The sequence below is a fragment of the Kitasatospora sp. NPDC001660 genome (genome assembly GCF_053596725.1).
Genome location: NZ_JBSFGU010000009.1, coordinates 92,098 through 115,210 on the forward strand (window position 1 = coordinate 92,098; position 23,113 = coordinate 115,210).

Here is a 23,113-nt window from a genome sequence, read left to right on the forward strand (position 1 = left end):
CGCCGCCCGGCTGATCCGAACGGACCCATCGCCGCCCGAGTGCCCCAACCCCGGTGGCGGAGCACGTGCCGAGCGCAGCTGCCCACCTGTCAAGCACCCCCGCCCGTCCGGAGGTTGGTGTCGCCACACCGGCCCCGCGCTCCACCGAACGGGTGGCCGACGGCACGCCGCGGCCGCGCCGGGGCCAAGCTCGGGCACGATCGTTTAGCCCAGCTGTGGCCGCCCTTAAGAATTCCTCGATGGACCGCACCCGCTCCCACCAGGCAGATTTCTGCCTGCCCGGAGGCGCGGTCGTCAGGAACGGCCGCTGCGGGCGCCGTCGGCCTGCGCGCACCGCGCAGACCGCCCCACTCGCACGCCGTACGTCAGGAGCCGAAGCCCGTGAAGGCACTCGTCAAGCAGAAGAACGAGCCCGGACTCTGGCTGATGGAGGTCCCGAAGCCCGTGATCGGCCCCGGCGAGGTGCTGATCAAGGTGCTGCGGACCGGCATCTGCGGCACGGACCTGCACATCCGCAAGTGGGACGGCTGGGCGCAGCAGACGATCAGGACCCCGATGGTGATCGGCCACGAGTTCGTCGGCGAGGTCGCCGAGATCGGCGCCGGCGTCGCGGACATCGCGGTCGGCGACCTGGTCAGCGGCGAGGGCCACCTCGTCTGCGGCAAGTGCCGCAACTGCCTGGCCGGCCGCCGCCACCTGTGCCGCAACACGATCGGCCTCGGCGTCAACCGCGACGGCGCGTTCGCCGAGTACGTGGCCCTGCCCGCGTCCAACGTCTGGGTGCACCGGGTGCCGGTCGACCTGGACGTCGCCGCGATCTTCGACCCGTTCGGCAACGCCGTGCACACCGCGCTGTCCTTCCCGCTGGTCGGCGAGGACGTGCTGGTCACCGGTGCCGGCCCGATCGGCATCATGGCCGCCGCGGTCGCCAAGCACGCCGGCGCCCGCAGCGTGATGATCACCGATGTCTCCCCGTACCGCCTCGACCTGGCCCGCGAGGTCGGCGTGACGCTGGCGCTCAACGTCGCCGAGCACACCATCGAGGAGGGCCAGCAGAAGCTCGGCCTGCGCGAGGGCTTCGACGTCGGCCTGGAGATGTCCGGCCGCCCCGAGGCGATGCAGTCGATGATCGCCAACATGACGCACGGCGGGAAGATCGCCATGCTCGGCCTGCCCGCGGACGACTTCCCGGTCGACTGGGCCCGCATCGTCACCTCGATGATCACCATCAAGGGCATCTACGGCCGCGAGATGTTCGAGACCTGGTACGCGATGTCCGTGCTGCTGGAGGGCGGCCTGGACCTCAGCCCGGTGATCACCGGCCGCTACGCCGCCGACGACTTCGAGGCCGCCTTCGACGACGCGGCCGGCGGCAACTGCGGCAAGATCATCCTCGACTGGACCGCCTGAGCCCCGCCCCGCCGATTAGACAAGGAGACCGCCCGTGTTCGACAACGTGCGCGCCGACATCGCCGCCACCCTCGACGAGATCCGCGAGGCCGGCCTGTTCAAGCCGGAGCGGGTGATCGGCACCCCGCAGAGCGCCGCCGTCACCGTCACCGGCGGCGGCCGCCCCGGTGAGGTGCTCAACTTCTGCGCCAACAACTACCTCGGCCTGGCCGACCACCCCGAGGTGATCGCCGCAGCCAAGGACGCGCTGGACCGCTGGGGCTACGGCATGGCCTCGGTCCGCTTCATCTGCGGCACGCAGGACGTCCACAAGGAGCTCGAGGACCGCCTCTCGGCCTTCCTCGGCCAGGAGGACACCATCCTGTACTCCTCCTGCTTCGACGCCAACGGCGGCGTCTTCGAGACCCTCCTCGACGACCGCGACGCCGTCATCTCCGACGCGCTCAACCACGCGAGCATCATCGACGGCATCCGGCTGAGCAAGGCCCGCCGCCACCGCTACGCCAACCGCGACCTGGCCGACCTGGAGCAGCAGCTCAAGGAGACCCAGGACGCCCGCCGCCGGCTGATCGTCACCGACGGTGTGTTCTCGATGGACGGGTACGTCGCCCCGCTGCGCGAGATCTGCGACCTCGCCGACCGCTACGACGCGATGGTCATGGTCGACGACTCGCACGCCGTCGGCTTCGTCGGCGCGAACGGCCGCGGCACCCCCGAACTGCACGGCGTGATGGACCGCGTGGACATCATCACCGGCACCCTCGGCAAGGCCCTCGGCGGCGCCTCCGGCGGCTACGTCGCGGCCCGCCGCGAGATCGTCGCCCTGCTGCGCCAGCGCTCGCGACCGTACCTGTTCTCCAACTCGCTCGCCCCGGTGATCGCGGCGGCCTCGCTGAAGGTGCTCGACCTGGTCGAGCGCTCGAACGAGCTGCGCGAGCGGCTCGCGGCCAACACCGCGCTGTTCCGCACGAAGATGACCGAGGCCGGCTTCGAGATCCTGCCCGGCGACCACCCGATCGCCCCGGTGATGATCGGCGACGCGTCCAAGGCCGGCCGGCTCGCCGAACTCCTGCTGGAGCGCGGCGTGTACGTGATCGGCTTCTCCTACCCGGTGGTGCCGCACGGCCAGGCCCGGATCCGGGTACAGCTGTCGGCCGCGCACTCCACCGAGGACGTCGAGCGCGCCGTGGCGGCGTTCATCGACGCGCGCGCCGCGCTGGGGGAGTGATCCCCGGGTAGCCCCGAGCTGCCCGTGGCCGGTCCGCTCGGAACCGGACCGGCCGCGGGCTTCCAAACCGCCGTGCGGTCGTGAACGACCGTGCGGCCCCTGAACCACCTGCCCCACCCTCCCGCGCGGGAGTGGGAAGTCGGCCCCTCCGGCTTCCCACTCCCGTTCGCGGTTTCGGTGCCTGAGCTCGCGGGCGTACACGAGGCGAGCGCGAGACCGCCGCGGGCGAGCCACCGGCGCCGGGTCGGAGACGGAGCAGGAACATGGCCGCGGCGTCGAGGCTGCCGCCGGTCAGCTTGCCGGCGCACTGGTCGCAGAGGTGGAAGGGGCTCGGGCCGGGACGGGTTCGCGCGGCACGCTGGCAGAATTGGGGTGTGATCGACGCACGACGGCTGCGGACCCTGCGGGCCGTGGCGGACCACCGCACCGTGACCGCCGCCGCGGCGGCCCTCTACCTGACCCCCTCCGCCGTCTCCCAGCAGCTGGCCGCCCTGGAACAGGAGACCGGCCACGACCTGCTGGCCCGCGAGGGCCGGGGCGTGCGCCTCACCGCCGCCGGGGAGATCCTGCTCGGCCACGCCGACGCCGTCCTCGCCCAGCTCGAACGCGCCGAGGCCGACCTCGCCGCGTACAGCGCGGGCGCCGCCGGCGAGGTCACCGTCGCCTCCTTCGCGACCGGCATCGCCCTCGTCCTCGCCCCCGCCATCGGCCTGCTCGCCGAGCGCGCCCCGGGCGTGCGGCTCAAGGTGCTGGACGCCGAGGGCGACGCCAGCCTCCCGATGGTCCTCGACGGGCGCGCCGACCTCGCGGTGGCCGTCGAGTACCGCGGCGCCCCGCGGGCCGACGACGCCCGCCTCACCCGCGTCCCGCTCTACGCCGAGCCCTTCGAGGCGGTCCTGCCGCTGGCCCACCCGCTGGCCGCCGGCGCCGGCCCGATCGCCGTCGCCGACCTCGCCGCCGAGCCCTGGATCGGCCCCTACCCCGGCAACCCCTGCCACGACGTCGTCCTGCTGGCCTGCGAGCACGCCGGCTTCCAGCCCCGCCTGGTGCACTCCTCGGACGACTTCCGCGCCGTCGTGGCCCTCGCCTCGGCAGGCGCCGGCGTCGCCCTCGTCCCGCGCTCGGCCCTGCGCGGCGTCGACCTCGCCCGGGTCGCCGTCCGCCCGGTCGACAGCGAGCTCGCCACCCGCCGCGTCTTCGCCGCCGTACGGGCGGGCGCGGACGGGCACCCGCTGATCCGGCCGGTGCTGGACGCGCTGGCGCAGGCGGCCGAGGCCGGCGCCTGAGTCTCGGCGAGAACGGTGCGTCACGGGAGTGATCGGATGTGACCGATGACCATCACGGCGTCCCTCGCCGGCTCCGCTGCCACGAAGTCGGCCGGGGCGCTGACCTGGTAGACCGGTATGGCTTCCTCACTCCTTCGCACTCTTGAAACCGTAGGCCTCCCAGTTGTCCAGCACCTGCTGCTGGAGCTCCGGGGACCAGTTGTGGGCGAAGTCCGAGGCCACCGGCCGCTGGTCGGCCGGGAACCGGTCGGCGAGCAGGCAGTTGTAGACGACCTTGGTGGCGTGGTAGCTCAGCCGCTCGTGCTCGTCGAGATAGACCGGAATGATGTTCTGCGGCTGGGCGGGGAAGTGCGCCTCGCCGTGCTCCGGGTGCGAGCGGCTGGCGAACGCCCAGATGATCTGACCGGCATCGGCGATGTCGAAGTCGTGCTCGACCAGCAGCAGCTTGGGCACGCCGAAGGCGCAGGCGATCTCCGGCGTCCGTCTCGACCTCGAGCGGCCCCAGCACGCCCAATCGCATCTCAGGCCCTCCCCCGACCGTCCGCCACCACAGTAACTCTCTTTCGGGAACAGCGGTGTGATCTTGCGTTGGTTCCCGGCACATCCTGGTGGGAGCGGTCGTCGTGACATCTCCGGGGCCGGCTTCCCCGGCGTCGGCGCAGCGCCGGGGATCGCGGCAGGCCTCAGGAGGAGCTCACAGCGCCAGTTGTCCGGGGAGCCCTTCAGGACGGCGGTGACACAGCCGGCGATGCTCGCATCCGTCATGACCGTCCACCGGCGCGGTGCCTGTCGATCGCTGCGGGCGCCGAAGCCGTGCCGGTAGTACTGGAGTTGGCAACTCCAGATAGTGTTAGTGTGAGCTCATGGACGGAACGGATTCATCCGCGTCCCGTGGCGCACGGCGCCTGAGACGCGATGCCGAGGCCAACCGGCAGCGCACGCTCCTGGCCGCTCGGGAGGTGTTCGCCGAACGGGGGCTGGGGGTGAACCTTGACGACATCGCTCACCATGCCGGTGTCGGAGTGGCGACCTCCTACCGGCTCTTCGGCAACAAGCAGGCGCTGATCAACGAGCTCTTCGAAGAGCGTGTCGATGCCCTGGTGGTGGCCGCCGAGCAGGCTCTGACCAACGACGACCCGTGGGAGGGGTTCGTAGGCCTGCTGACCTGGGCGTTGGAACAGATGGCAGCCGATCGCGGCCTGCGGGAAGTGGTGTTCTCCGAGGTCGGGGGCCGTCCCCTGGTGGCAGGGGCCCGCCGCAGGTTCGTGCCCGCGGCCGATGCGGTCATACGTCGCGCCCAGGACGCCGGCCTGCTGCGTCCGGATGTGGCGACGACCGACCTGCAGCTCATCTTCTACATGGTGAACTGCGCGATCCAGCACACCCAGCCGGTCTCGAACGCGGTGTGGAGGCGCTGCCTGACGATCGTCCTGGACGGCCTGCGCGTCCGCCCCGGGCTGACGGACATGCCGGTGGCCGCCCTCACGACCGCTGAGGAAGAGCGTGTCGCCGGCTTGAACCCGAACCCCTTCAGTTCCTGAACGCTCTCGTCAACCCCGGGGTGCTCCTCGCGGGGAGCGGTGTGCCGCTCCTCGCGGCGGCCGGAATCTGCGCGTGGCCTCGACCGCACGCGGTGTGAGCCACCGCGCGCGGTCAAGGGCCCCTGCAGTCATGTCCTTTTCCTCGCCGCGATCCTGTGCGCCGAGTTTTACGGCCAGGCATCGCGGAACGAAGTCTCCCCACGCCGTAGCCCTACTGCGGCGTGTCACCGGCAACCGCCGACCGTGCCGAGCCCGGCCGGCGGCTCTCAACCTTCGAACCCTCCACGGAAGGATGACATTCGTTGGAACCGACAGCTCTTGAGGTCGACTACCTGATCGTCGGGGCCGGGGCCATGGGTATGGCCTTCGCCGACACCCTCATCTCCGAGACCGACGCGACGGTGGCCATCGTCGACCGCTACGACCAGCCCGGCGGTCACTGGACGGTCGCCTACCCCTTCGTGCGACTGCACCAGCCGTCGGCCTTCTACGGCGTCAACTCCCGCGAGCTGGGCAGCGGCACGGTGGACCAGGACGGCTGGAACGCCGGACTGGACGAGCTGGCCTCGGCCAGCGAGATCCTGGCCTACTTCGACCAGGTGATGCGCAGGACGCTCCTGCCGACCGGCCGGGTCTCCTACTTCCCCAAGTCGTTCTACGACGGCCCGGATCCGCAGCGGCCCGACGTCCAGCGCTTCCACTCCATCGTCAGCGGGGCCGGGTTCGAGGTGACCGTCAAGCGGCGGACCGTGGACGCCACTTACATGAACGTCACGGTGCCGGCCATGGTGCCGCCCAAGTACGAGGTCGCCCCCGGCGTCCGGCTGGTCACCCCCAACCAGCTGCCCGCCCTGCAGGACCGGCCGGCCCACTACACCGTCGTCGGGGCGGGAAAGACGGGCATCGACGCCTGCCTGTGGCTGCTCAGCCGCGGCACCGATCCGTCCGACATCACCTGGATCATGCCCCGCGACTCCTGGCTGATCGACCGCGCCCACACTCAGCCCGGGGGCTCCTACATGGGGAAGGAAGGGGCCCGTCGCGAGGCCGTGGCCGGTGCTGACACGGTCCAGGAGCTGTTCGCACGGCTGGAGGACAGCGGCCTGCTGCTGCGGCTGTCGCCCGACGTCGAGCCGACCGCCTACCGCTGCGCGACGGTCGCCCGCGCCGAACTCGAGCAGCTGCGCCGCATCGGCGACGTCGTCCGCCACGGCAGGGTCAAGCGGATCGACGAGAACGCGATCGAGCTCGACCGGGCCACCGTTCCCGCGCGGGCCGGGACCCTCTACGTCGACTGCACGGCCGACGGCCTGGAGCGACGGCCGACGGTGCCGGTGTTCGACCAGGAACGCATCACGTTGCAGGCGGTCGTTCCCTGCCAGCAGGTGTTCAGCGCCGCACTCATTGCCCACGTCGAGGCGGGTTACGCCGACGACGACACCAGGAACGCGCTGTGCGAGCCCTCGCCGCACCCCGACTCCGCCCTGGACTGGATACAGTTCTTCGGCGACATCCAGGAGCGGGTCGTGCGATGGACCGACGATCCCGCACTCCTCGAATGGCTCGGCACCTGCAGGCTCCTCGGTCGGCGGCTCCCCGACCTCACCCCCGAGCAGCGGGCCGCGCTCCTCCCCATGTTCCAGGCCCTGAAGCTGAAGTTGGAGCAGCTTCTGCACCAGGCGAACGTGGTCCCGGCGGTGAATTGACCGGGCACGTACCGACATCGGCCCTTCCGGGTGACGGATCGGCGGATTCGCCGACGGACGGTTGCCTGTCACGGCAGATCGTCCGGCATGCGACATGCGGACGGCGCCGCGGGCGGTGCGCCCGGAGGCCGCCGGGCTGGTCACCGAGGGCATCAAGCCTCCGGAAGCGGCCCGGCGGCTGCGGTGGATCCGCACAGCAGAGCCGGCCACGCGAAGATCCGTGTGGCGGACAGGCGGGTCATCCGCACGAGCGCGGTGACTGATCGTGCCGGACCGCTGACCTCGAGCGTATTGCCCGAGGTCAGCGGCCGGCGAAGCAGTTCTGGAGCACTACGCGTTCCAGGCCGGGGTCAGCCAGGCCAGGTCGGCTTCGGCCTGGCGACGGGCGCTCTGCTCGCGGATGAACAGTTGCTCGGTCTTGGTCAGCACGAGGGTGTACGGGCGTCCCTGCCGTCTGGTCTGGTGGTGCACCGGGAGCTCGGCCGAGTCGATCTTGGTGTGCACGTGCCGGCGTCCGTCCTTCGCCAACGGCCATTCAAGGACCCGCCGTGAGCGGGAACCGAGGAACGTCTCCAGAGCGGCGCACAGTTCGCAGCCGCAACCGGTCCAGGCGATCGACCAGTCGTCCGCGGCACGCGGCCGTCGTGCGGCGATCGCGCGGAGCCGGTCCGCGCAGTCGCGCGCGAGCGCGTCGAGACCCGCCGTGCGCCTGGCGTCCGTCGGCAGCGCCTGCGCCGAGCGGCGCAGCATCGGCATCAGGCATTCCAGCACCGTGTCCGCCTGGGCGCGCAGCGCGGCCAGGATCTCGGCCCGCTGCTCCTGGTCGGCCGCTTGCAGGATGCGTTGCAGTGGCAGGCCCAGCGCCTCCAGCCGGGCGCGCCGAATCTCGGCCGGACCGGTCGTGGACGACAGCCGCAGGTCGTCGTCCACCGCGGTCCAGGCCCCGGTGAACAGCAGCCGCGCCACCGCTGTACCCGGGCCGGAGGCCCGCAGCGCCGTGCAAAGATCCGGCAGCTTCTCGGTCCACTCGTACCGGTGGGGCTCGTAGCGGTTCCGCGGGCCGAACCAGCCGTCGACGACTTGGCGCAGCCACGCGGTGCCGTACCGCTCGGCCGCTGCGGCCAGCCCTCCCGCGTGTTCCGGCCCCAGCGCGCCCACCCGGAACGGCTCCAGCAGCATCGCCGCGGTCTCGGCCGCACCCAGGCCCGTGGCCACGTGCAACGCGCAGTCCAGCAGCTCGGGTCGGGCGCCGGTGTGCTTCCAGAACGGGGCGAGGGACTGTGCGGCGGTGCGTGCGCCGTCCAGGTCTCCCCGCTCGATGCGCTCGCGCAGTTCCTCCAGGGCCCACCGCGATCCGGCCTCGCCACGTGCGGCGAACGCCCGCTCGCGTGGCCACACGACGACCGCGGCCCTCCTGTACCACCGGTCCAGCGTGTTGCCGTAGTTGCCCATGTAGCCCTCGTACTGGGACTCATAGGGCGTGAGGTCCGTGCTCGGGGTGCCGGCACAGGCTTCGTGGTCGTGGACGTACAACGAGATCGGCTCGCCGCCGGTGCCGTCCGGGCCGGTCCACCAGTCGAGGGTGATCTCGTCGTCGATCAGGTCCTGAACGACGTAGTCGTCGGTTGCGGGGCCGTCGTCCTCGTCTTCGCGCTCTTCGTCCTCGTCGTACCCGTAGTAGTCGTCCCAGGGGGCGTCACCGGCGGGGTGGGCGTCCCAGGTCTGCTTGACGTCGGCGAGGGCGAGCACCGATTCGCAGCCGGCCTGCCCGGCGGCGGCGCGCAGCAGCGCGGCGCGCTCGGCGTCGGCGCCCTTGAGCTGCTCCCAGCTCAGGCCTCGCTGGGTGTACTCGTGGTCGAGCAGATACACCAGCCGGTTCGGCGGGTCGAGGTCCCGTGTCGCGTAGCGCTGCGTGGGGGGCGTGCTGAAGTGCTGGTCCAGGCAGTGCGCCAGCTCGGTGAGCGGACCAGTATCCTGCGCCGAAGTCCCGGGCCTGGAAAGCAGGTTGAAGGTAAGGGTCACCCGGTACCCGGACCGGACCGGGGTGACCTCGTGCCGACAGTCGGAGTAGAACGCGACGAGGGTCAGCTCCGTCTTCGAGCCGCGGTAGGTGCTGCGCTGCCCGGCATGCGCGATGACCAGTTCTCCGCCGGTGTGCGCCGAGGGCAGGGAGAGCACCAGCGTGCCCACCATGGCGTCGTCCTTCTCCGAATCCTGATGGGGGAGGAAGAACTGGCCCTTGCCGTACACCAGCAGCGCGTGCGGTTCGGCTCGCAGCCGGGTCGTCGCCGGGAGCCCGAGCTCGTCCCGGAAATGCTCCAACGCGCCATTGAGCAGCGTCGGCCAGGAAGGGCCGGCCAAGGTGATCTGATCCGGCGAGATTTGCCACGTGTCGCGGACGCTGGTGTCGCTAAGCGTTTCCTCGCCCCGGCCGAACAACGCCGGGCGCGCCACCGCGATCAGCTTCTTCGCCTGGGGCGCGCGCAGCGGAAGACACACCGGCCCGACACCGGCCACCTCGAGCCCGAGACCGTGCGCGGGCGCCTCGAGTTGGGCGCTGAAGGCTCCCGCCGGCTTCGACCTGCCGAGCAGTCCGGCCAGCCGTTCCCTCGCGCTCGTCGCCACGCGTGCTCTCCCCGACCCGTCCGGTGCGCCGTCCTCGGCCCGATCCTATCGTCCGGGGAGACTGGAGACGGCCGGGCCGCAGGGGCCCTTGCCAGGTGAGCCCCCCGGCTCCGGGGTGTGGTCAGATCCACAGGGCGGGCGCGGTGAGTTCCTCCGGGGAGGCCGTGTTCGCGCCCATGGGCCTCCTCTCACCACATCCGAGGGATCCGGTCGCCACTGCGTGAGCTGTGGCAGCCCGGTGCCCGTCTCCGCGCGCCAACTCCTGACGGCTGCTGGTCCGGGAGCCGACCCTGGAACGCTCCGACGTAGCGTCACTGCCACGTCGGCGGCGGCCGCTTGGGGCATGCGCCAGACCCGGCTCCGCCCCCGACTGCGCTCAGAACAGCGACAGGCCCTCGCTGCCGGTGTCCGCAACGACGGGCCGGAACTGCGCGGGGACGGTGTCATGGCGGCCGGGCCCCGCGGCAGCGGCCACTGCCGGGGCCGTCTCGGCCAGCCAGGCGCGGAATCGGTCGACGGCTTCGCGGTAGGGGACTTGCGCCAGGATGCGGTGCTCTCCGCTGGGACAGTGGTCCACACTCAGAGTGATCATGCAGGAGCGGGGCGCGTTGTGACTGCCCGTCCAGGAGGCGCGCAGTTCACCGCACGGCGTGCGCCCGCGGGAGCTGTGGGGGGCGCGGTGGGTCGGGCGCAGCGGTGCGCCGACCAGGAGCGCGGTCAGTGCCGCCAGGTGCGGCAATGGCAGCGTGGTGCGGGCGCGGCAGCCGGGGCAGCGGTGCCAGTGCCGCAGCCAGTTCTCGGCGTGGGTGTGGAAGAGGGGCGCGTAGCGGCTGGTCACGTACACGTCGTTGCTGTAGAGGTAGTTCGGCCGTTCCCGCGTGTTGCAGGACTGGCAGACGGGCGCGCGGACGTAGCCGTGCTCGTGGCAGTGGTCGACCGCCAGGGCCGGTGCTTCCTGGCAGACGGCGCACCTCCATTTGGACACCTCCAACGAGGCGCGCTTCTTGCTGAGCACCGAGTAGACGTGGCCTTCCAGCTCCCCGTCGTACGGGCGCAGCGTGGTTGTGCGGCAGTCGGGGCAGATCGTCTGCCGGCCGCTGCCGGCCTGGACTCGCCACTGCTCGGGCTGATCCGCCACGGAGCCGCACCGCTGGCAGGTCCGCGCGGCCAGCAGCCACCGCTCCTCGGCGTGCTCGGCCGCGTCCAGCACCTTCACGAGCGTGCGAGGTAGCCACCACGTGTCCCCAGCCTCGGTTCCGGTCCGCTCCATCAGGGACCGGCGCCAGTCGATCCCCGCCAGATGCGGCAGGCGGTTGCTGCCGCGCAGCAACCGCCCAGGGGCAGTATCGACGCGTGGTCGGGCCCATTCCTGGCCCAGGCGCTGACGCCATCGCAGTGCCGGCCCGTCCCTGTGCCCCGCTTTCCGTGACCCGTGGAAAGGAGCGACACGGACCAGGCCGACCCCGCTCACCTTGACCGCGCGCAGTTCCTCGGCCGCCTGGCGCACATCGGCCTCTTGAACATGCCATCGGCCGCCGACTTCCTCCACCGTCGGCACCGCACGTGCGCCAAGCAGCACGTACCCCACCCGCGGATCGGCAGGGAAGCCGGTGAGCGCTTGCCCGGCGGCCGGGAACACACTGTCGGCCATCGACTCGGTCCACAAGGCATCGGCGACGGCCAGGGGCAGAAGGTGGCCCGTGCGGCGCGGAGTGGCGCGGTGCGGCATGCCCGGCACGCTATCAGGCACCGCGGACGCCGACCCTCGGGTTGCCCGCTGACCGACGACCTGCACCGAAGTCATACGCCCACGACCAGCCCGAGTACGCCGACACCCGCGCGCACCAGACCCGCGACCTGCAACTTGACGATGCATACTGCTCAATCCTAGAAGGCCAAAGGCTCCAGGACATGGCAGAGCAAGAACTCGATGAACTCGCCGAGGATCATGATGTCCACCTTCCTAGGGTGCTGGAGCGGCGACAGGGCAGGCAGGGCTCCGGAGCATCGAGGTCCGGTGCTCGAACCTTCCGCAGACCTACCGGGCGTCACCTCAGGACTTCCCAGTCTCCGGTAGGCATCCGAGAAGCGCTCACGGCGATCGGCCGAATGGCCGAGGCCGGAGCGGCGGCCACGATCGTGGCACTGATCGTCCGGGACATCTTGTTCTGGGACATGGCGGTACTCCTAAAACGGGAAGAAGATGCGGCGCACGCTGCGCGAGTTCGAAGAGGTTCCGGCTGGCGCGCGGGCCCGACAGAGGTCAGGGGCCGGGCACACTCAGACGGTGAAGCGGTGGAGCCGGGCCGCCCGGGCGGCGTCCGCATCGGCCCCGATGACGACGTCCCGCACGATGCCGGCGACGAGGAACTCCCCAGTGGTGTCGCACCTGTGAAGTGGCGGCGGACGCGACGGCGGGTGGTACGGGCGCGGCGCACCCGTACCACCCGCTGGGGGTCTACCAGAGGGCCCACTCCTGGTCGGCGTAGTCGTTGCAGTAGTACTGCATGGCGCGCGCGCCGGAGTTGCGCTGGACCGTCAGGCACAGGTTGCTGTTGGCGTTCCGGAAGCGGACCAGGTTGGGCAACCCGGCGACCGACTCCGCCGTCCACTGCTGGTCCGGGTACCCGGAGTTGTAGTACATGAACGCGGGCGAACCGGCGCTGTAGCCCTGGGCGGTCAGGTACAGGAGGCTGTACTTGTTGATGATCGGGCCCGTGGTGCCGGTCTTGGGGTAGTACCACTGCTGGTCGTCGAAGTTCAGGCAGTCGTAGAGCGACGGGTTGTTCCCGTTCGAGCCGTTCGACAGGACGACCAGGCACTGCTCGGAGCCCGCGTTGAAGGCCCTGAGTTGGCCGTAGGCGAGGTCAGCGGTGGTCTGGGTGGCCGCCGAGGCGGGCGCGGCGGGGAGCAGGAATCCCACGGCGGACGCGGCGGCGACCAGGGTTCCGAGTATCTTCTTCTTCACGCTTGACTCCCGGGTGGATGAGCGGCGGTCGGTACGGATGCGGCGCACCCGTACCGACCGGATCGGTCTACCAGGTCTTCCACTGCTGGTCGGCGTAGTTGAGGCAGTCGTACTGCATGGCGCGCGCGCCCGCGTACGTCTGGACCACCAGGCACAGTCCGCTGTTGATGTTCCGGAAGCGGACCACGGGCCCGGCGCCCGGGATCTGCTCCGCCGACCACTGCTGGTCCGGGTAGCCGGAGTTGTAGTACATGAACGCGGGCGAACCCGGGGTCTGGCCCTGGGCGGTCAGGTACAGGAGGGTGTTCTTGTTGATGATCGGGCCGATGGTGCCGACCTTGGGGTAGTACCACATCTGGTCGTCGAAGTTCAGGCAGTCGTAGACCGTCGGGTTGTTCCCGTTCGAGCCGTTCGACAGGACGACCAGGCACTGGTCGTACGGGAACGCGGTGGACCTGATGTGGCCGTAGGCCAGGTCGTCGGTGGTGCCCTGGGTGGCGCCCGAGGCGGGTGCGGCGGGGAGCAGGAGTCCTGCGGTGGAGGCTGCGGCGGCTAATGCTCCGAGAAGTTTCTTCTGCATGTTCGGCTCCCTAATCGAATTCGAGGTGATCAGGTCGAGCGATCCCGGGAGACTCTAGCGATGGGATTTCCGGAAAGGAAGCCTATTTGATTCGGACATCCGGCAATTGGGGTGATTTGGGTGCAATCAATTTTTGGCCATCCTTGGCCATTCAGTCCCCTTCGGGCATCCGCGGCCCGTCCGTGCACCATCGTCGACTCCCCGCCGCGGGGTACGGCAACGGACGCGGCACTCAGCCGGGTGGCTGTCCGGGAGGCAGGAGGGCGACACCGCGGTGAAACCGCACGGCGCCGGGCAGGTCGAACCGCCCCTGGCGGCTCGCGACCGCGATCTGTTCGACGGCCAGCGCGGCCGTGGCCGTGCAGTAGCCGGCGCGCACGGCGACGAGCCTGCCGCCGCGCACCACGGCGACGACGCCGTCGAGCTCGAAGACCACCTCGACGTCCACCGTGATCGTCCCGACCGAGACCCCGTCGATCAGCACGTTCACGGTGGGGTGGTGGACGGACCTGATCCGGTGCCTCGTCAGCGAGACGAGTTCCTCGCTCCGCGGTGCGTCGAGGGTGCGTTCCGCGGCGACGGTGAGTGCCGCGTACGTGCGCCAGGCGCCCGCCAGCAGGTCGATCATGTCCAGCCGGAGGAAGCCGCCGACGACGCGCGTCACTTCCTCCTCGACGGCCGGGACGAGCGGCTCGGCGAGGCCGCTCAATGCTCCGAGCATGCCCTGTTGGTGGATGGCGTCGGCGATCGAGTCCGCCGCGTTGAGGAAGGTTCCCACGGTGTACGGGTCGTCCGGGTCGTCCGGGTCATCCATCGAGAGGACGGTCATCGGGTGTCTCCTCCAGGGTCTGGCGGCCCGGGTCCGGTTGTGGATCCAGCAGGACACTGTGGCCGGGCCCGGCCGGTCCGTCGGGCTCGGTCAGCGTCGATTCCACGATGCCCGCACCGCTCAGTACGGCCGTGACCCGACCGGGCGGTTTCCTCGCCCGCCTCAGCAGGCGGCGCCACCCGAAGGCCAGGGCGGCCGCCGCCGCCAGGTCTCCTGACGGCGACGGCGATGGCGTCGGTGTCGGCCTCGTTGTGGTCGGACCGGGTGACGTCGTGGTGGGGCCGGGGGACGTGACGGTGAAGGTGGCCGTCTTCGTCGTCGAAGCGAGCGCGCAGCCGGCTTTGACGTCGTGCGGTCCGGTGGCGGCCGCGTCGGGCACGTTGAACGTGCCGGTGACCGCACCTCCGGTGGTCGGGCTCGGGGACGGGCCGGCGGCGGTGATCGGGATGCTCGTGACGACGTTCTTCGCGGTGTCCCACGAGATGTCGATCGAGGACGAGGACACCGCGAACTCCCCGACGCCGAGGCAGGCGTCGAACCCGGACAGGACGACGTCGACGGCGGTGGCGACCGGTCCGTGGTCGGGGGTCAGCGTGATGGAGGGTTCCGTGGCGGACGGCGGCGAGGGCTCGGCCCGCGCGGGTGCGGCGGTCAGCGGCAGGACGGCGAGGAGCGACGCGAGCCCGATCGATGACGCCTTCACAGTCGACTCCGTCCTCCCGGCCCCGGCGCGTCCCGCGGCCCATTCTCACCGCGTGGCCGTTCGTGTGCGGCCCTGCTCCCGGGGCGGATGGTCCATCCGTGTGCGGGTTCAGGCGCTTGCGGGCTCACGGGCGCCTCGCCGAGGATGCCGATCCCGTCAGCTGGTGCACCAGAAGAGGACGTGGGTGCAGGTCGGGCTCGCCGTCGGGGTGGGCGGGTGCTGGGTGGGGGCCGACGGGGCGGCGGTGGTCGGTCCGGGCACACTCGCGGGCGTCGGCAGGGTGGGCGCTTCGGTCTGGGCGGCCGGACGGCTCGGGCCGGCCGTCGTCCTCGTCGCGCTGGGCCGGGCGCCGGTGGCCGTCGACGGCGGACGCGTGGTGCCCGCGGCGCTGGGCTTGGCCGTCGTCGCGGCGCCCGGGTTGGCGGTCGCCGGAGCGGAGGATGTCGCCACGGGCGTCGAAGCCGTCGGACTGCCCGCGGGCACCGGGCCCGACTGCCCGTCGCCCTGCCCGAAGGCCACCACGGCGGTCGCCAGCCCACCGGCCGCCAGCACCATCGCGGACACGGCCAGTACGGTGCCGCGCCGCCTCGCCGTTCGGGGTGCGGGAGGTGCGAGGGTCGGCGCCTGGGGCGGGCGTTCGGGCTGCGGCCGCGCCGCGGCCTCGGCCGGCCGGCCGCAGCCGGGGCAGGAGAGGGCGCCGTTGAGGTGCCGTTGGCAGAGCGTGCAGTACGTCATTCGATCTTTCCGTGGGGGCCCGCAGGTCGAGGCGGGTGGTCTGCGGAGCGTACGCAGAACGACTCCGCCGAGGACACCGCCCCGGTGCGAGGCTTCTGCGGAGATTGCGTGCGGCTCGCGTGGTCGCGACGTGGCCACGTCACGTTACCAGCCAGTAGTTTGGCTGATCATCGCCTCGTCTGATGTGGTGTCAGATCGCTAGGCTCCCCGCGATCGGATCTTGTGAGCCGAGAACGTGCGCGCAGAGCGAGCAGAGGGAGAACAGAGTGATGGCACGACCCCACCGGAGTGGCGGATACCGGGCGGCGAGTGCCGTCCTCGCCTTGGCACTCGGGCTCGGGGCGGGAGCCGTGGCGGTGCCGTCCGCCGTTGCGGCGCCCGCCGCCGCGTCGGCGTCGGCGTTCGGTGGCTTCCGGCTGGTGAGCATCGCCGCCTCGGACGGGGTCGTGCTCAGGGCCGACGTGTTCACCCCGCCCGCCGGGACGCCGGGGGCGGATGCGCAGGGGCGGTACCCGGTGGTGGTGCAGCCGGCGAGCTGGGGACAGAACGACCTGGAGTACGTCGCCCAGGGGCACCGGTTCGCCGCCGCCGGGTACGTCGTCGTGACGTACACCGTGCGCGGGTTCTGGGGGTCGGGCGGTCAGGTGGACGTCGCCGGGCCCAAGGACGTCGCTGACATCTCGACGGTGATCGACTGGGCGCTCGCCCACACCCCGGCCGACCCCGACCGGGTCGGCATGATCGGGCTGTCGCTCGGCGGCGGCCTCACCCTCCTCGGCGCCGCCTTCGACCCGCGGATCAAGGCCGTCGCCTCGCTGAGCGGCTGGGCCGACCTGACCGACGCGCTGTACAGCGGGCAGACCCGGCACACCCAGGCCGCCACCAGGCTGGCCACGATCGAGGGCCTGACCGGTCGCAAGAGCCCGGAGTTCGCGCGTGCCCTGGACGACCTGTTCGCCGACCACGACCTGCCCGACGTCATCAAGTGGGCGGACGTCCGCTCGCCGTCCGCGTACCTGGACCGCATCAACGCGCACGGCACCGCCGTCTACCTCGCCAACGGCTGGAGCGACAGCTTCTTCAACCCCGGCCAGATGACGGACTTCTACCAGAAGCTCACCGTCCCCAAGCGCCTCGAACTGCGCCCGGGCGACCACGCGAGCCAGGAGTTCACCGGCCTGCTCGGCTTCTCCAACGCCACCTGGGACAACGCCCGCGGCTGGCTCGACCGCTACCTCAAGGGTGCCCCGGGCGACCGGACCGGAGCCGACACCGGAGTCGACCTGGAGGTCCGCCCGACCGGCGCCCACGAGGCGCACCCGGACTGGCGCTCCATCAGCTCCCGCACCGAGCAGGTGACCTTCGGAGGCACGGCCACCGTGCGCGGCGACGAGTCCTCCGGTGCGAGCGGCGGTACCGTCCTGCTCTCCGGCCTGCTCGACCAGTGGCTGCACCAGCCGCCGACCGTCCTCGTGCCGCTCCTCGACCGCTCGGCCGCCGCCGTCCGGCAGTCGGAGCCGTACCGGCAGGGCCTCCAGGTGCGCGGCGCGGCCCGCGTGCACACCACCGTCACCACCTCCTCGCCGCAGGGCACGGCCGTCGCGTACCTCTACGACGTGGACGCCCTCGGCGTCGGCCGCCTGATCGCGCACGCCCCGCAGAGCTGGACCGGGCGCCCGGCGGGCCAGCCGTTCCCGCTCGATGTCACGCTGTTCCCCACGGCGTACGACCTCCCGGCCGGCCACCGCCTCGCGCTCGTGCTCGGCACGCACGACGACCTGTACGGCGGCGAGACGCCCAAGGGCAGCACGGTGACCTTCGGCCCGGCGGAACTCTCACTGCCCGCCCGCTGATCACCCACCGCCCGGCACGATCCGGGCGACCACCTCCTGCCGGCCGGCCACCCCGGCCTCGGCGAACACCGAGGCCGGGGTGGTCCTGCGCGACGGGCGTGGTTCAGGCCAATCGGGCCCGCCTGCGCTTGGGTTGGCGCGGCGGGCCGTCGATCCGCATGAACGCCTCCCGGACGGCGACCCGTCCGGCGGCGCGGAACGACCGCGTGCCCGAATCCACGTCGTGCACGACCGTGCGCTGCACGACGACGGCCACCGCCACGCCCGGCACGCCCCGCGCGGCCAACTCCTCGCGCACACCGGCGGCGAACGCCTCGTGAAACTCCCGGAGTTCACCCGTCGAGAAGTGCCCGACTATCTCCGCCCCACACGCGACCTCCAGGACCAGCCCGTCCTCCCAGGGCTCGAAGTCCACCGTCACGTCCGCGAAGTCGGACGGGCACCCCGCCTGTCGCACGTACCGCGCCCGCACACCCCGGACCGGAAACGGCGGGAACCGCGGAAACGCCCCCAAGTCGAGATCGTCCACTTTGCGACGGTATCCCACCGGTGCCGGGCTGTGCTCAGGCGGGGATGAGCGCAGCCCACTGATCCCGGGTCGGGCCGTCGTGTCGCGGCGTGAAGTCAGGGCGGGCGGACAGCCAGGCGGTGACGTGCCGGTCCACCTCGTCGGTGGCGTAGGCGTCGTCGGCCGTCCGCACGAGGTGGCGCACCTGGGCCCGGGCCCGCATGACGACGGGATCGTCGAAGGCGCAGGCGGCGAGGGCGGCGGCCCGCACGTCCGTGGCCGGCGAGCCGTCGGCGAGGCGTTGCGCGTTCGCACCGTCGGCCGTCACCTGCGCGTCGAACCACGGGCGGAGGTCCTGTGCGGTCCAGGTGTGGTAGCCGGTGGGGTCCGCGGCGACCTCGTCGGCATGGGCGGCGAGGTACCGGGCGGTGCGCAGGCCGAGGGCCACGCCGTGGCCCAGGGTGGGGTTGGTGTGGATGAGGCTGTCCCCGGCGTTGACGAGGCCGGTGACGACGGGTCCGTCGTCATCGACGAGGGAAGTCCAGCGGTTGTCGAGGCCGGCCATCGCGAGGACGGCCGACTGTGGTTCGGGGGCCAGGTCGAGCCAGGCGGCGCAGGCGGGGAAGCGGCGGACGACGGCCTCGAACACGGCGGGGTCGGTGAGCGCGCCGCGGGTCGGATCACCCGTGGAGAGCACCACGTTGATCGCGAAGGTGTCGTTGTCGGACGGGAAGACACCGGCGAGCGCGAACGGCGCGGCCGAGCCGGGTTTCACCCGCCCGGGGTCGCGCGGGCCGTCGGCGCGCAGGCGGTACCAGCGGCACAGGTAGGCGATTTTGGCGCGGTGGCTGTCGACCACGGGTGGGCGGCAGCCGGCCGCGACCAGCCAGGCGGGCACCGGTGAGCGACGGCCGGACGCGTCGACGACGAGGTCCGCCCGGTGCGTCTCCTCGCCCACCTGCACACCAGTGACCCGGCCTGGGCCGCCCCGCGCAAAGGCGAGGGCGTGCACCCGGCAGCCCCGCCGTACCTCGACGGTGGGTTCCCGCCGCACGGCCGCGGTCAGGGCGGCTTCCAGCACGATGCGGCGGGTGCGCAGGGTCACCAGGTCGTCGTCGCCGGTCCGGTGCGGCGGATGCTCGCCGAACCAGTCGAAGTCGTGGTACTCCCGGGCTCCGCGTGCCAGCAGGTCCGCGTAGACGTCGGGGGCCTCGGTGCGCAACACGGTGCGCACGGGCGCGAGGAAGGAGTGGGGCTGGACGGCCTGCGGGACCCGGGGCCTGTCCCAGTGGAAGAAGTCCCGGTGCAGGTCCTCGCCGGCCTCCCGCGCGTCCTGCTCGAACAACGTGACCGGGTGGCCCCGCCGACCGAGCATGAGCGCTGTCCCCAGCCCGCTGATACCCCCACCGATCACCGCAACCCGCGCCACAGAAAGCTCCCCTTCGCGTCGTGTTGCGGAACGATTTTACTGCCCGGCGATCTTGGAACGGCAACCGGGGTCGTCCGCCGTCGCGGAGCTGTGGACCGCAGGTGTCCGTTCTCAATGGACATGGCGATCTGGCGAACCTGTGAGCTGTGGTTCGCCAGATCGGATGGGGCGGGCTGGACGGTGATGGTGCAGAGGCGCTTGGTGGCCCGGGTCAGGGCTACGTACAAGTCCCTTTTCCCCACCGGGGCGGGCCGTGGCGACGCCTCATCGGGGCCGCGAGAAAAACAAGCATGCATGATTGCTTTTTTCTCCGCCCGGTGCCACGCTGCTGCCCGGCGGTGACCGTCGGGTGGCCGTCAACTCACCGGCAGGGGAGGCGCATTGGTGCGCGCGCGTGCGGGTTTGCGGATCGGGAACGCCTCGGGGTTCTACGGCGACCGGTTCGCGGCGGTCCGGGAGATGCTCACCGGCGGGCCGCTGGACGTGCTGACCGGGGACTACCTGGCAGAGCTGACGATGCTCATCCTGGCCAGGGACCGGCTGAAGGAGCCGTCGCTGGGGTACGCGAGGACGTTCCTGCGGCAGATGGAGGAGTGCCTGGGCCTCGCCCGTGAACGCGGGGTGCGGATCGTGGTGAACGCGGGCGGGCTCAACCCGGCCAGGCTCGCCGCCGAACTGCGGAAGCTGGCCCAGCGGTACGGCATCGCCGCCGCCGTGGCCCACGTCGAGGGCGACGACCTGCTCCCGCGCGCACAGGAACTCGGTTTTCCCGACGGCCTGTTGGCGGCCAACGCCTACCTCGGCGCGTTCGGCGTCGCCGCCTGCCTGGCCGAGGGCGCCGACATCGTCGTGACCGGCCGGATCACCGACGCCGCCCTGGTGGCCGGCCCGGCGATCGCCCACTTCGGCTGGACCCCGGCCGACCTCGACGCCCTCGCCGGGGCCGTCGTCGCCGGCCACGTCCTGGAGTGCGGCGCGCAGGCCACCGGTGGGAACTACGCGTTCTTCCGGGAGCACGACGTGACCAGGCCCGGCTTTCCGATCGCCGAGCTGCACGCCGACGGCTCCAGCGTGATCACCAAGCACCCGGGCACCGGCGGCGCCGTCACCACCGGTACCGTCACGGCCCAACTGCTCTACGAGACGACGGGATCGCGCTACCTCGGCCCGGACGTCACGGCCCGCCTCGACACCGTCCGCCTCACCCAGGACGGCCCGGACCGGGTCCGCATCGACGGCGTGCGCGGCGAGGCGCCGCCCGCCGCGCTCAAGGTGGGCCTGAACCGCCTCGGCGGCCACCGCAACGAGGTCGTCTTCGTCCTCACCGGGCTCGACATCGAGGCCAAAGCCGCCCTCGTGCAACGGCAGTTGGAGGACGCCCTCCCGCCCGGTCGGCGCCCGGCCGAGCTCGCCTGGACCCTCGCCCGCACCGACCACCCCGACGCGTTCACCGAGGAGAGCGCCTCCGCCCTGCTGCGGCTGACCGCCCGCGACCCCGACCCGGCCAAGGTCGGGCGCGAACTCGGCAAGGCGGCCGTGGAGTTGGGCCTGGCCGGCTACCCGGGCTTCCACCTCACCGCGCCCCCCGGCCCGGGGGCTCCGTACGGGGTGTTCACCGCCGCGTACGTCGACGCGAAGGTTGTCGAACACACCGCCGTCCTCCCCGACGGCCGCCACCTGAGCATTCCCCCCGTGCCGGACACCGCCCAACCACCCCACGCGGACGAGCCGTTGGAGCTCCCCGTCCCCCTGCCCGCCGGCTCCACCCGCCGTGCCCCGCTCGGCCTGGTGGCGGGCGCCCGCAGCGGCGACAAGGGCGGCGATGCCAACCTCGGGGTCTGGGCCCGCGACGACGAGGGCTGGCGCTGGCTCGCGCACACCCTCACCGTCGACCTCCTGCGTGAACTCCTGCCCGAAACACGGGACCTGCCAATCACCCGGCACGTGCTCCCGAACCTCCGCGCGGTCAACTTCGTCATCACCGGCCTGCTCGGCGAGGGCGTCGCCGCCCAGCACCGCTTCGACCCGCAGGCCAAGGCCCTGGGGGAGTGGCTGCGCTCCCGCCACCTCGACATCCCCGAAACCCTCCTCGCCGGATCGGAGCCACCGCTGTGACCGTCCTGCCCACCCGCGTCGACCCGGCTGCGCCCGACCACGCCGAGCACCGCGCCGCGATGCTCGACAAGCTCGCCGCCCTCGACGCCGAGCACGCCAAGGCGCTGGCCGGCGGCGGCCCCAAGTACGTCGAACGCCACCGCGCCCGCGGCAAGTTGCTCCCGCGTGAGCGGATCGAGCTGCTGATCGACGAGGACGCTCCCTTCCTGGAGCTCTCTCCGCTCGCCGCCTGGGGCAGCGACTACCCGGTGGGCGCCGCGCTCGTCACCGGCATCGGCGTGATCGAGGGCGTCGAGTGCGTGATCACCGCCAACGACCCGACGGTGCGCGGCGGCGCCAGCAACCCGTGGACGCTCCGCAAGGCCCTGCGCGCCAACGAGATCGCGCTCGGCAACCGCCTCCCGCTGGTCAACCTGGTCGAGTCCGGCGGCGCCGACCTCCCCAGCCAGAAGGAGATATTCATCCCCGGCGGCGCCCTCTTCCGCGACCTCACGCGCCTGTCCGCCGCCGGGATCCCCACCGTCGCCGTGGTGTTCGGCAACTCGACGGCCGGCGGCGCCTACGTGCCGGGCATGTCCGACCACACCGTGCTGGTCAAGGAACGCGCCAAGGTGTTCCTCGGCGGCCCGCCGCTCGTGAAGATGGCCACCGGCGAGGAGGCCGACGACGAGTCGCTGGGCGGCGCCGAGATGCACGCCCGCGTCTCCGGCCTGGCCGACCACTTCGCCGCCGACGAAACGGACGCGCTGCGCCTCGCCCGCCGGATCGTCGCCCGGCTCGACCACCGCAAGCCGGGCCCGGATCCGGACGTGCTCGCCGAGCCGCCGAGGTACGACGAGGAGGAGCTGCTCGGCATCGTCCCGGGCGACCTCAAGGTGCCGTTCGACCCGCGCGAGGTGATCGCCCGGATCGTCGACGGCTCCGACTTCGACGAGTTCAAGCCGCTGTACGGCACGAGCCTCGCCACCGGCTGGGCCCGCCTGCACGGCTACCCGGTCGGCATCCTGGCGAACGCACAGGGCGTGCTGTTCAGCGCGGAGTCCCAGAAGGCCGCCCAGTTCATCCAGTTGGCGAACCAGCGCAACACCCCGCTGCTGTTCCTGCACAACACCACCGGCTACATGGTGGGCAGGGACTACGAACAGGGCGGCATCATCAAGCACGGCGCGATGATGATCAACGCGGTCTCGAACTCCACCGTCCCGCACATCTCGGTGCTGATGGGCGCCTCCTACGGCGCGGGCCACTACGGCATGTGCGGGCGGGCGTACGAGCCGCGGTTCCTGTTCGCCTGGCCGAGCGCCAAGTCCGCGGTGATGGGCCCGCAGCAGCTCGCCGGGGTGCTGTCCATCGTCGCCCGCCAGTCGGCCGCCGCGAAGGGGCAGCCGTACGACGAGGACGCGGACGCGGCGATCCGCGCGATGGTCGAGCAGCAGGTCGAGGCGGAGTCCCTGCCGGTGTTCCTGTCCGGCCGGCTCTACGACGACGGCGTGATCGACCCGCGCGACACCCGGACGGTGCTCGGCCTCTGCCTGTCCGCGATCCACAACGCGCCGGTCGAGGGCGCGCGCGGCTACGGCGTCTTCCGGATGTGAAG

18 protein-coding genes are annotated in these 23,113 nt (G+C 71.8%); 8 read left to right on the plus strand and 10 right to left on the minus strand.

Translation table 11 applies throughout. The annotated features are described in order from the left end of the window. The first annotated feature begins 381 nt into the window (after positions 1 to 381). From tdh to ACWCXH_RS12830, 3 genes are all read left to right on the plus strand, one after another. Positions 382 to 1,410, plus strand: a complete 1,029-nt coding sequence (gene tdh / locus ACWCXH_RS12820) for an L-threonine 3-dehydrogenase (RefSeq protein ID WP_449801435.1) — start codon at positions 382 to 384, stop codon at positions 1,408 to 1,410. 34 nt (positions 1,411 to 1,444) lie between these two features. Beyond that, positions 1,445 to 2,638, plus strand: a complete 1,194-nt coding sequence (locus ACWCXH_RS12825; protein ID WP_449801436.1) for a glycine C-acetyltransferase — start codon at positions 1,445 to 1,447, stop codon at positions 2,636 to 2,638. 374 nt (positions 2,639 to 3,012) lie between these two features. Then, on the plus strand, positions 3,013 to 3,924 hold the full coding sequence (locus ACWCXH_RS12830; RefSeq protein ID WP_449801437.1) for a LysR family transcriptional regulator: 912 nt from the start codon (positions 3,013 to 3,015) through the stop codon (positions 3,922 to 3,924). 126 nt (positions 3,925 to 4,050) lie between these two features. Here ACWCXH_RS12830 and ACWCXH_RS12835 read toward each other — a convergent pair whose 3' ends face one another. After that, the gene (locus tag ACWCXH_RS12835) at positions 4,051 to 4,377 is read right to left on the minus strand and encodes a hypothetical protein (protein WP_449801438.1); all 327 of its coding nucleotides are present in this window, start codon (positions 4,375 to 4,377) and stop codon (positions 4,051 to 4,053) included. Positions 4,378 to 4,787: 410 nt separating this feature from the next. Here ACWCXH_RS12835 and ACWCXH_RS12840 point away from each other — a divergent pair, with 410 nt between their 5' ends. Together ACWCXH_RS12840 and ACWCXH_RS12845 are read left to right on the plus strand one after the other, a co-directional pair. Then, positions 4,788 to 5,465 (plus strand): TetR/AcrR family transcriptional regulator, encoded by a 678-nt coding sequence (locus ACWCXH_RS12840; protein ID WP_449801439.1) that lies wholly within the window; start codon positions 4,788 to 4,790, stop codon positions 5,463 to 5,465. 302 nt (positions 5,466 to 5,767) lie between these two features. Beyond that, positions 5,768 to 7,171: an NAD(P)-binding protein gene (locus tag ACWCXH_RS12845; RefSeq protein ID WP_449801440.1), complete on the plus strand. Its 1,404-nt coding sequence runs from the start codon at positions 5,768 to 5,770 to the stop codon at positions 7,169 to 7,171. Positions 7,172 to 7,501: 330 nt separating this feature from the next. On the opposite strand, the gene ACWCXH_RS12850 is transcribed toward ACWCXH_RS12845, so the two are convergent. The 7 genes from ACWCXH_RS12850 to ACWCXH_RS12880 all read right to left on the minus strand — a co-directional run bounded on the left by ACWCXH_RS12850 (position 7,502) and on the right by ACWCXH_RS12880 (position 15,611). After that, complete coding sequence (locus tag ACWCXH_RS12850; RefSeq protein ID WP_449801441.1) at positions 7,502 to 9,796, minus strand: 2OG-Fe(II) oxygenase; 2,295 nt, start codon at positions 9,794 to 9,796, stop codon at positions 7,502 to 7,504. A gap of 376 nt (positions 9,797 to 10,172) precedes the next feature. Further along, positions 10,173 to 11,525 (minus strand): endonuclease domain-containing protein, encoded by a 1,353-nt coding sequence (locus tag ACWCXH_RS12855; protein ID WP_449801442.1) that lies wholly within the window; start codon positions 11,523 to 11,525, stop codon positions 10,173 to 10,175. A gap of 729 nt (positions 11,526 to 12,254) precedes the next feature. Further along, positions 12,255 to 12,764 (minus strand): RICIN domain-containing protein, encoded by a 510-nt coding sequence (locus ACWCXH_RS12860; protein ID WP_449801443.1) that lies wholly within the window; start codon positions 12,762 to 12,764, stop codon positions 12,255 to 12,257. A gap of 67 nt (positions 12,765 to 12,831) precedes the next feature. Next, on the minus strand, positions 12,832 to 13,344 hold the full coding sequence (locus ACWCXH_RS12865; protein ID WP_449801444.1) for an RICIN domain-containing protein: 513 nt from the start codon (positions 13,342 to 13,344) through the stop codon (positions 12,832 to 12,834). Positions 13,345 to 13,576: 232 nt separating this feature from the next. Next, positions 13,577 to 14,173, minus strand: a complete 597-nt coding sequence (locus ACWCXH_RS12870; protein ID WP_449801445.1) for a hypothetical protein — start codon at positions 14,171 to 14,173, stop codon at positions 13,577 to 13,579. Further along, on the minus strand, positions 14,151 to 14,876 hold the full coding sequence (locus ACWCXH_RS12875) for a hypothetical protein (protein WP_449801446.1): 726 nt from the start codon (positions 14,874 to 14,876) through the stop codon (positions 14,151 to 14,153). Before ACWCXH_RS12875 ends, ACWCXH_RS12870 begins: the two co-directional genes overlap by 23 nt. A 156-nt stretch (positions 14,877 to 15,032) precedes the next feature. After that, positions 15,033 to 15,611 (minus strand): hypothetical protein, encoded by a 579-nt coding sequence (locus tag ACWCXH_RS12880; protein ID WP_449801447.1) that lies wholly within the window; start codon positions 15,609 to 15,611, stop codon positions 15,033 to 15,035. A gap of 269 nt (positions 15,612 to 15,880) precedes the next feature. Between ACWCXH_RS12880 and ACWCXH_RS12885 the strand changes: the two genes are divergently transcribed. After that, on the plus strand, positions 15,881 to 17,464 hold the full coding sequence (locus ACWCXH_RS12885) for a CocE/NonD family hydrolase (protein WP_449801448.1): 1,584 nt from the start codon (positions 15,881 to 15,883) through the stop codon (positions 17,462 to 17,464). A 103-nt stretch (positions 17,465 to 17,567) separates the two neighbouring features. Here the strand turns inward: ACWCXH_RS12885 and ACWCXH_RS12890 are convergent, their stop codons facing one another. Beyond that, complete coding sequence (locus ACWCXH_RS12890) at positions 17,568 to 18,011, minus strand: hypothetical protein (protein ID WP_449801449.1); 444 nt, start codon at positions 18,009 to 18,011, stop codon at positions 17,568 to 17,570. Positions 18,012 to 18,027: 16 nt separating this feature from the next. Beyond that, on the minus strand, positions 18,028 to 19,401 hold the full coding sequence (locus ACWCXH_RS12895; protein ID WP_449801450.1) for an FAD-dependent oxidoreductase: 1,374 nt from the start codon (positions 19,399 to 19,401) through the stop codon (positions 18,028 to 18,030). A gap of 384 nt (positions 19,402 to 19,785) precedes the next feature. Between ACWCXH_RS12895 and ACWCXH_RS12900 the strand changes: the two genes are divergently transcribed. Both ACWCXH_RS12900 and ACWCXH_RS12905 read left to right on the plus strand, forming a co-directional pair. Next, the gene (locus ACWCXH_RS12900) at positions 19,786 to 21,516 is read left to right on the plus strand and encodes an acyclic terpene utilization AtuA family protein (RefSeq protein ID WP_449801451.1); all 1,731 of its coding nucleotides are present in this window, start codon (positions 19,786 to 19,788) and stop codon (positions 21,514 to 21,516) included. Then, positions 21,513 to 23,111, plus strand: coding sequence for an acyl-CoA carboxylase subunit beta (locus ACWCXH_RS12905; RefSeq protein ID WP_449801452.1), 1,599 nt, complete (start codon positions 21,513 to 21,515; stop codon positions 23,109 to 23,111). The genes ACWCXH_RS12900 and ACWCXH_RS12905 overlap by 4 nt, the downstream gene beginning before the upstream one ends. The last annotated feature ends 2 nt before the right edge of the window (positions 23,112 to 23,113 follow it).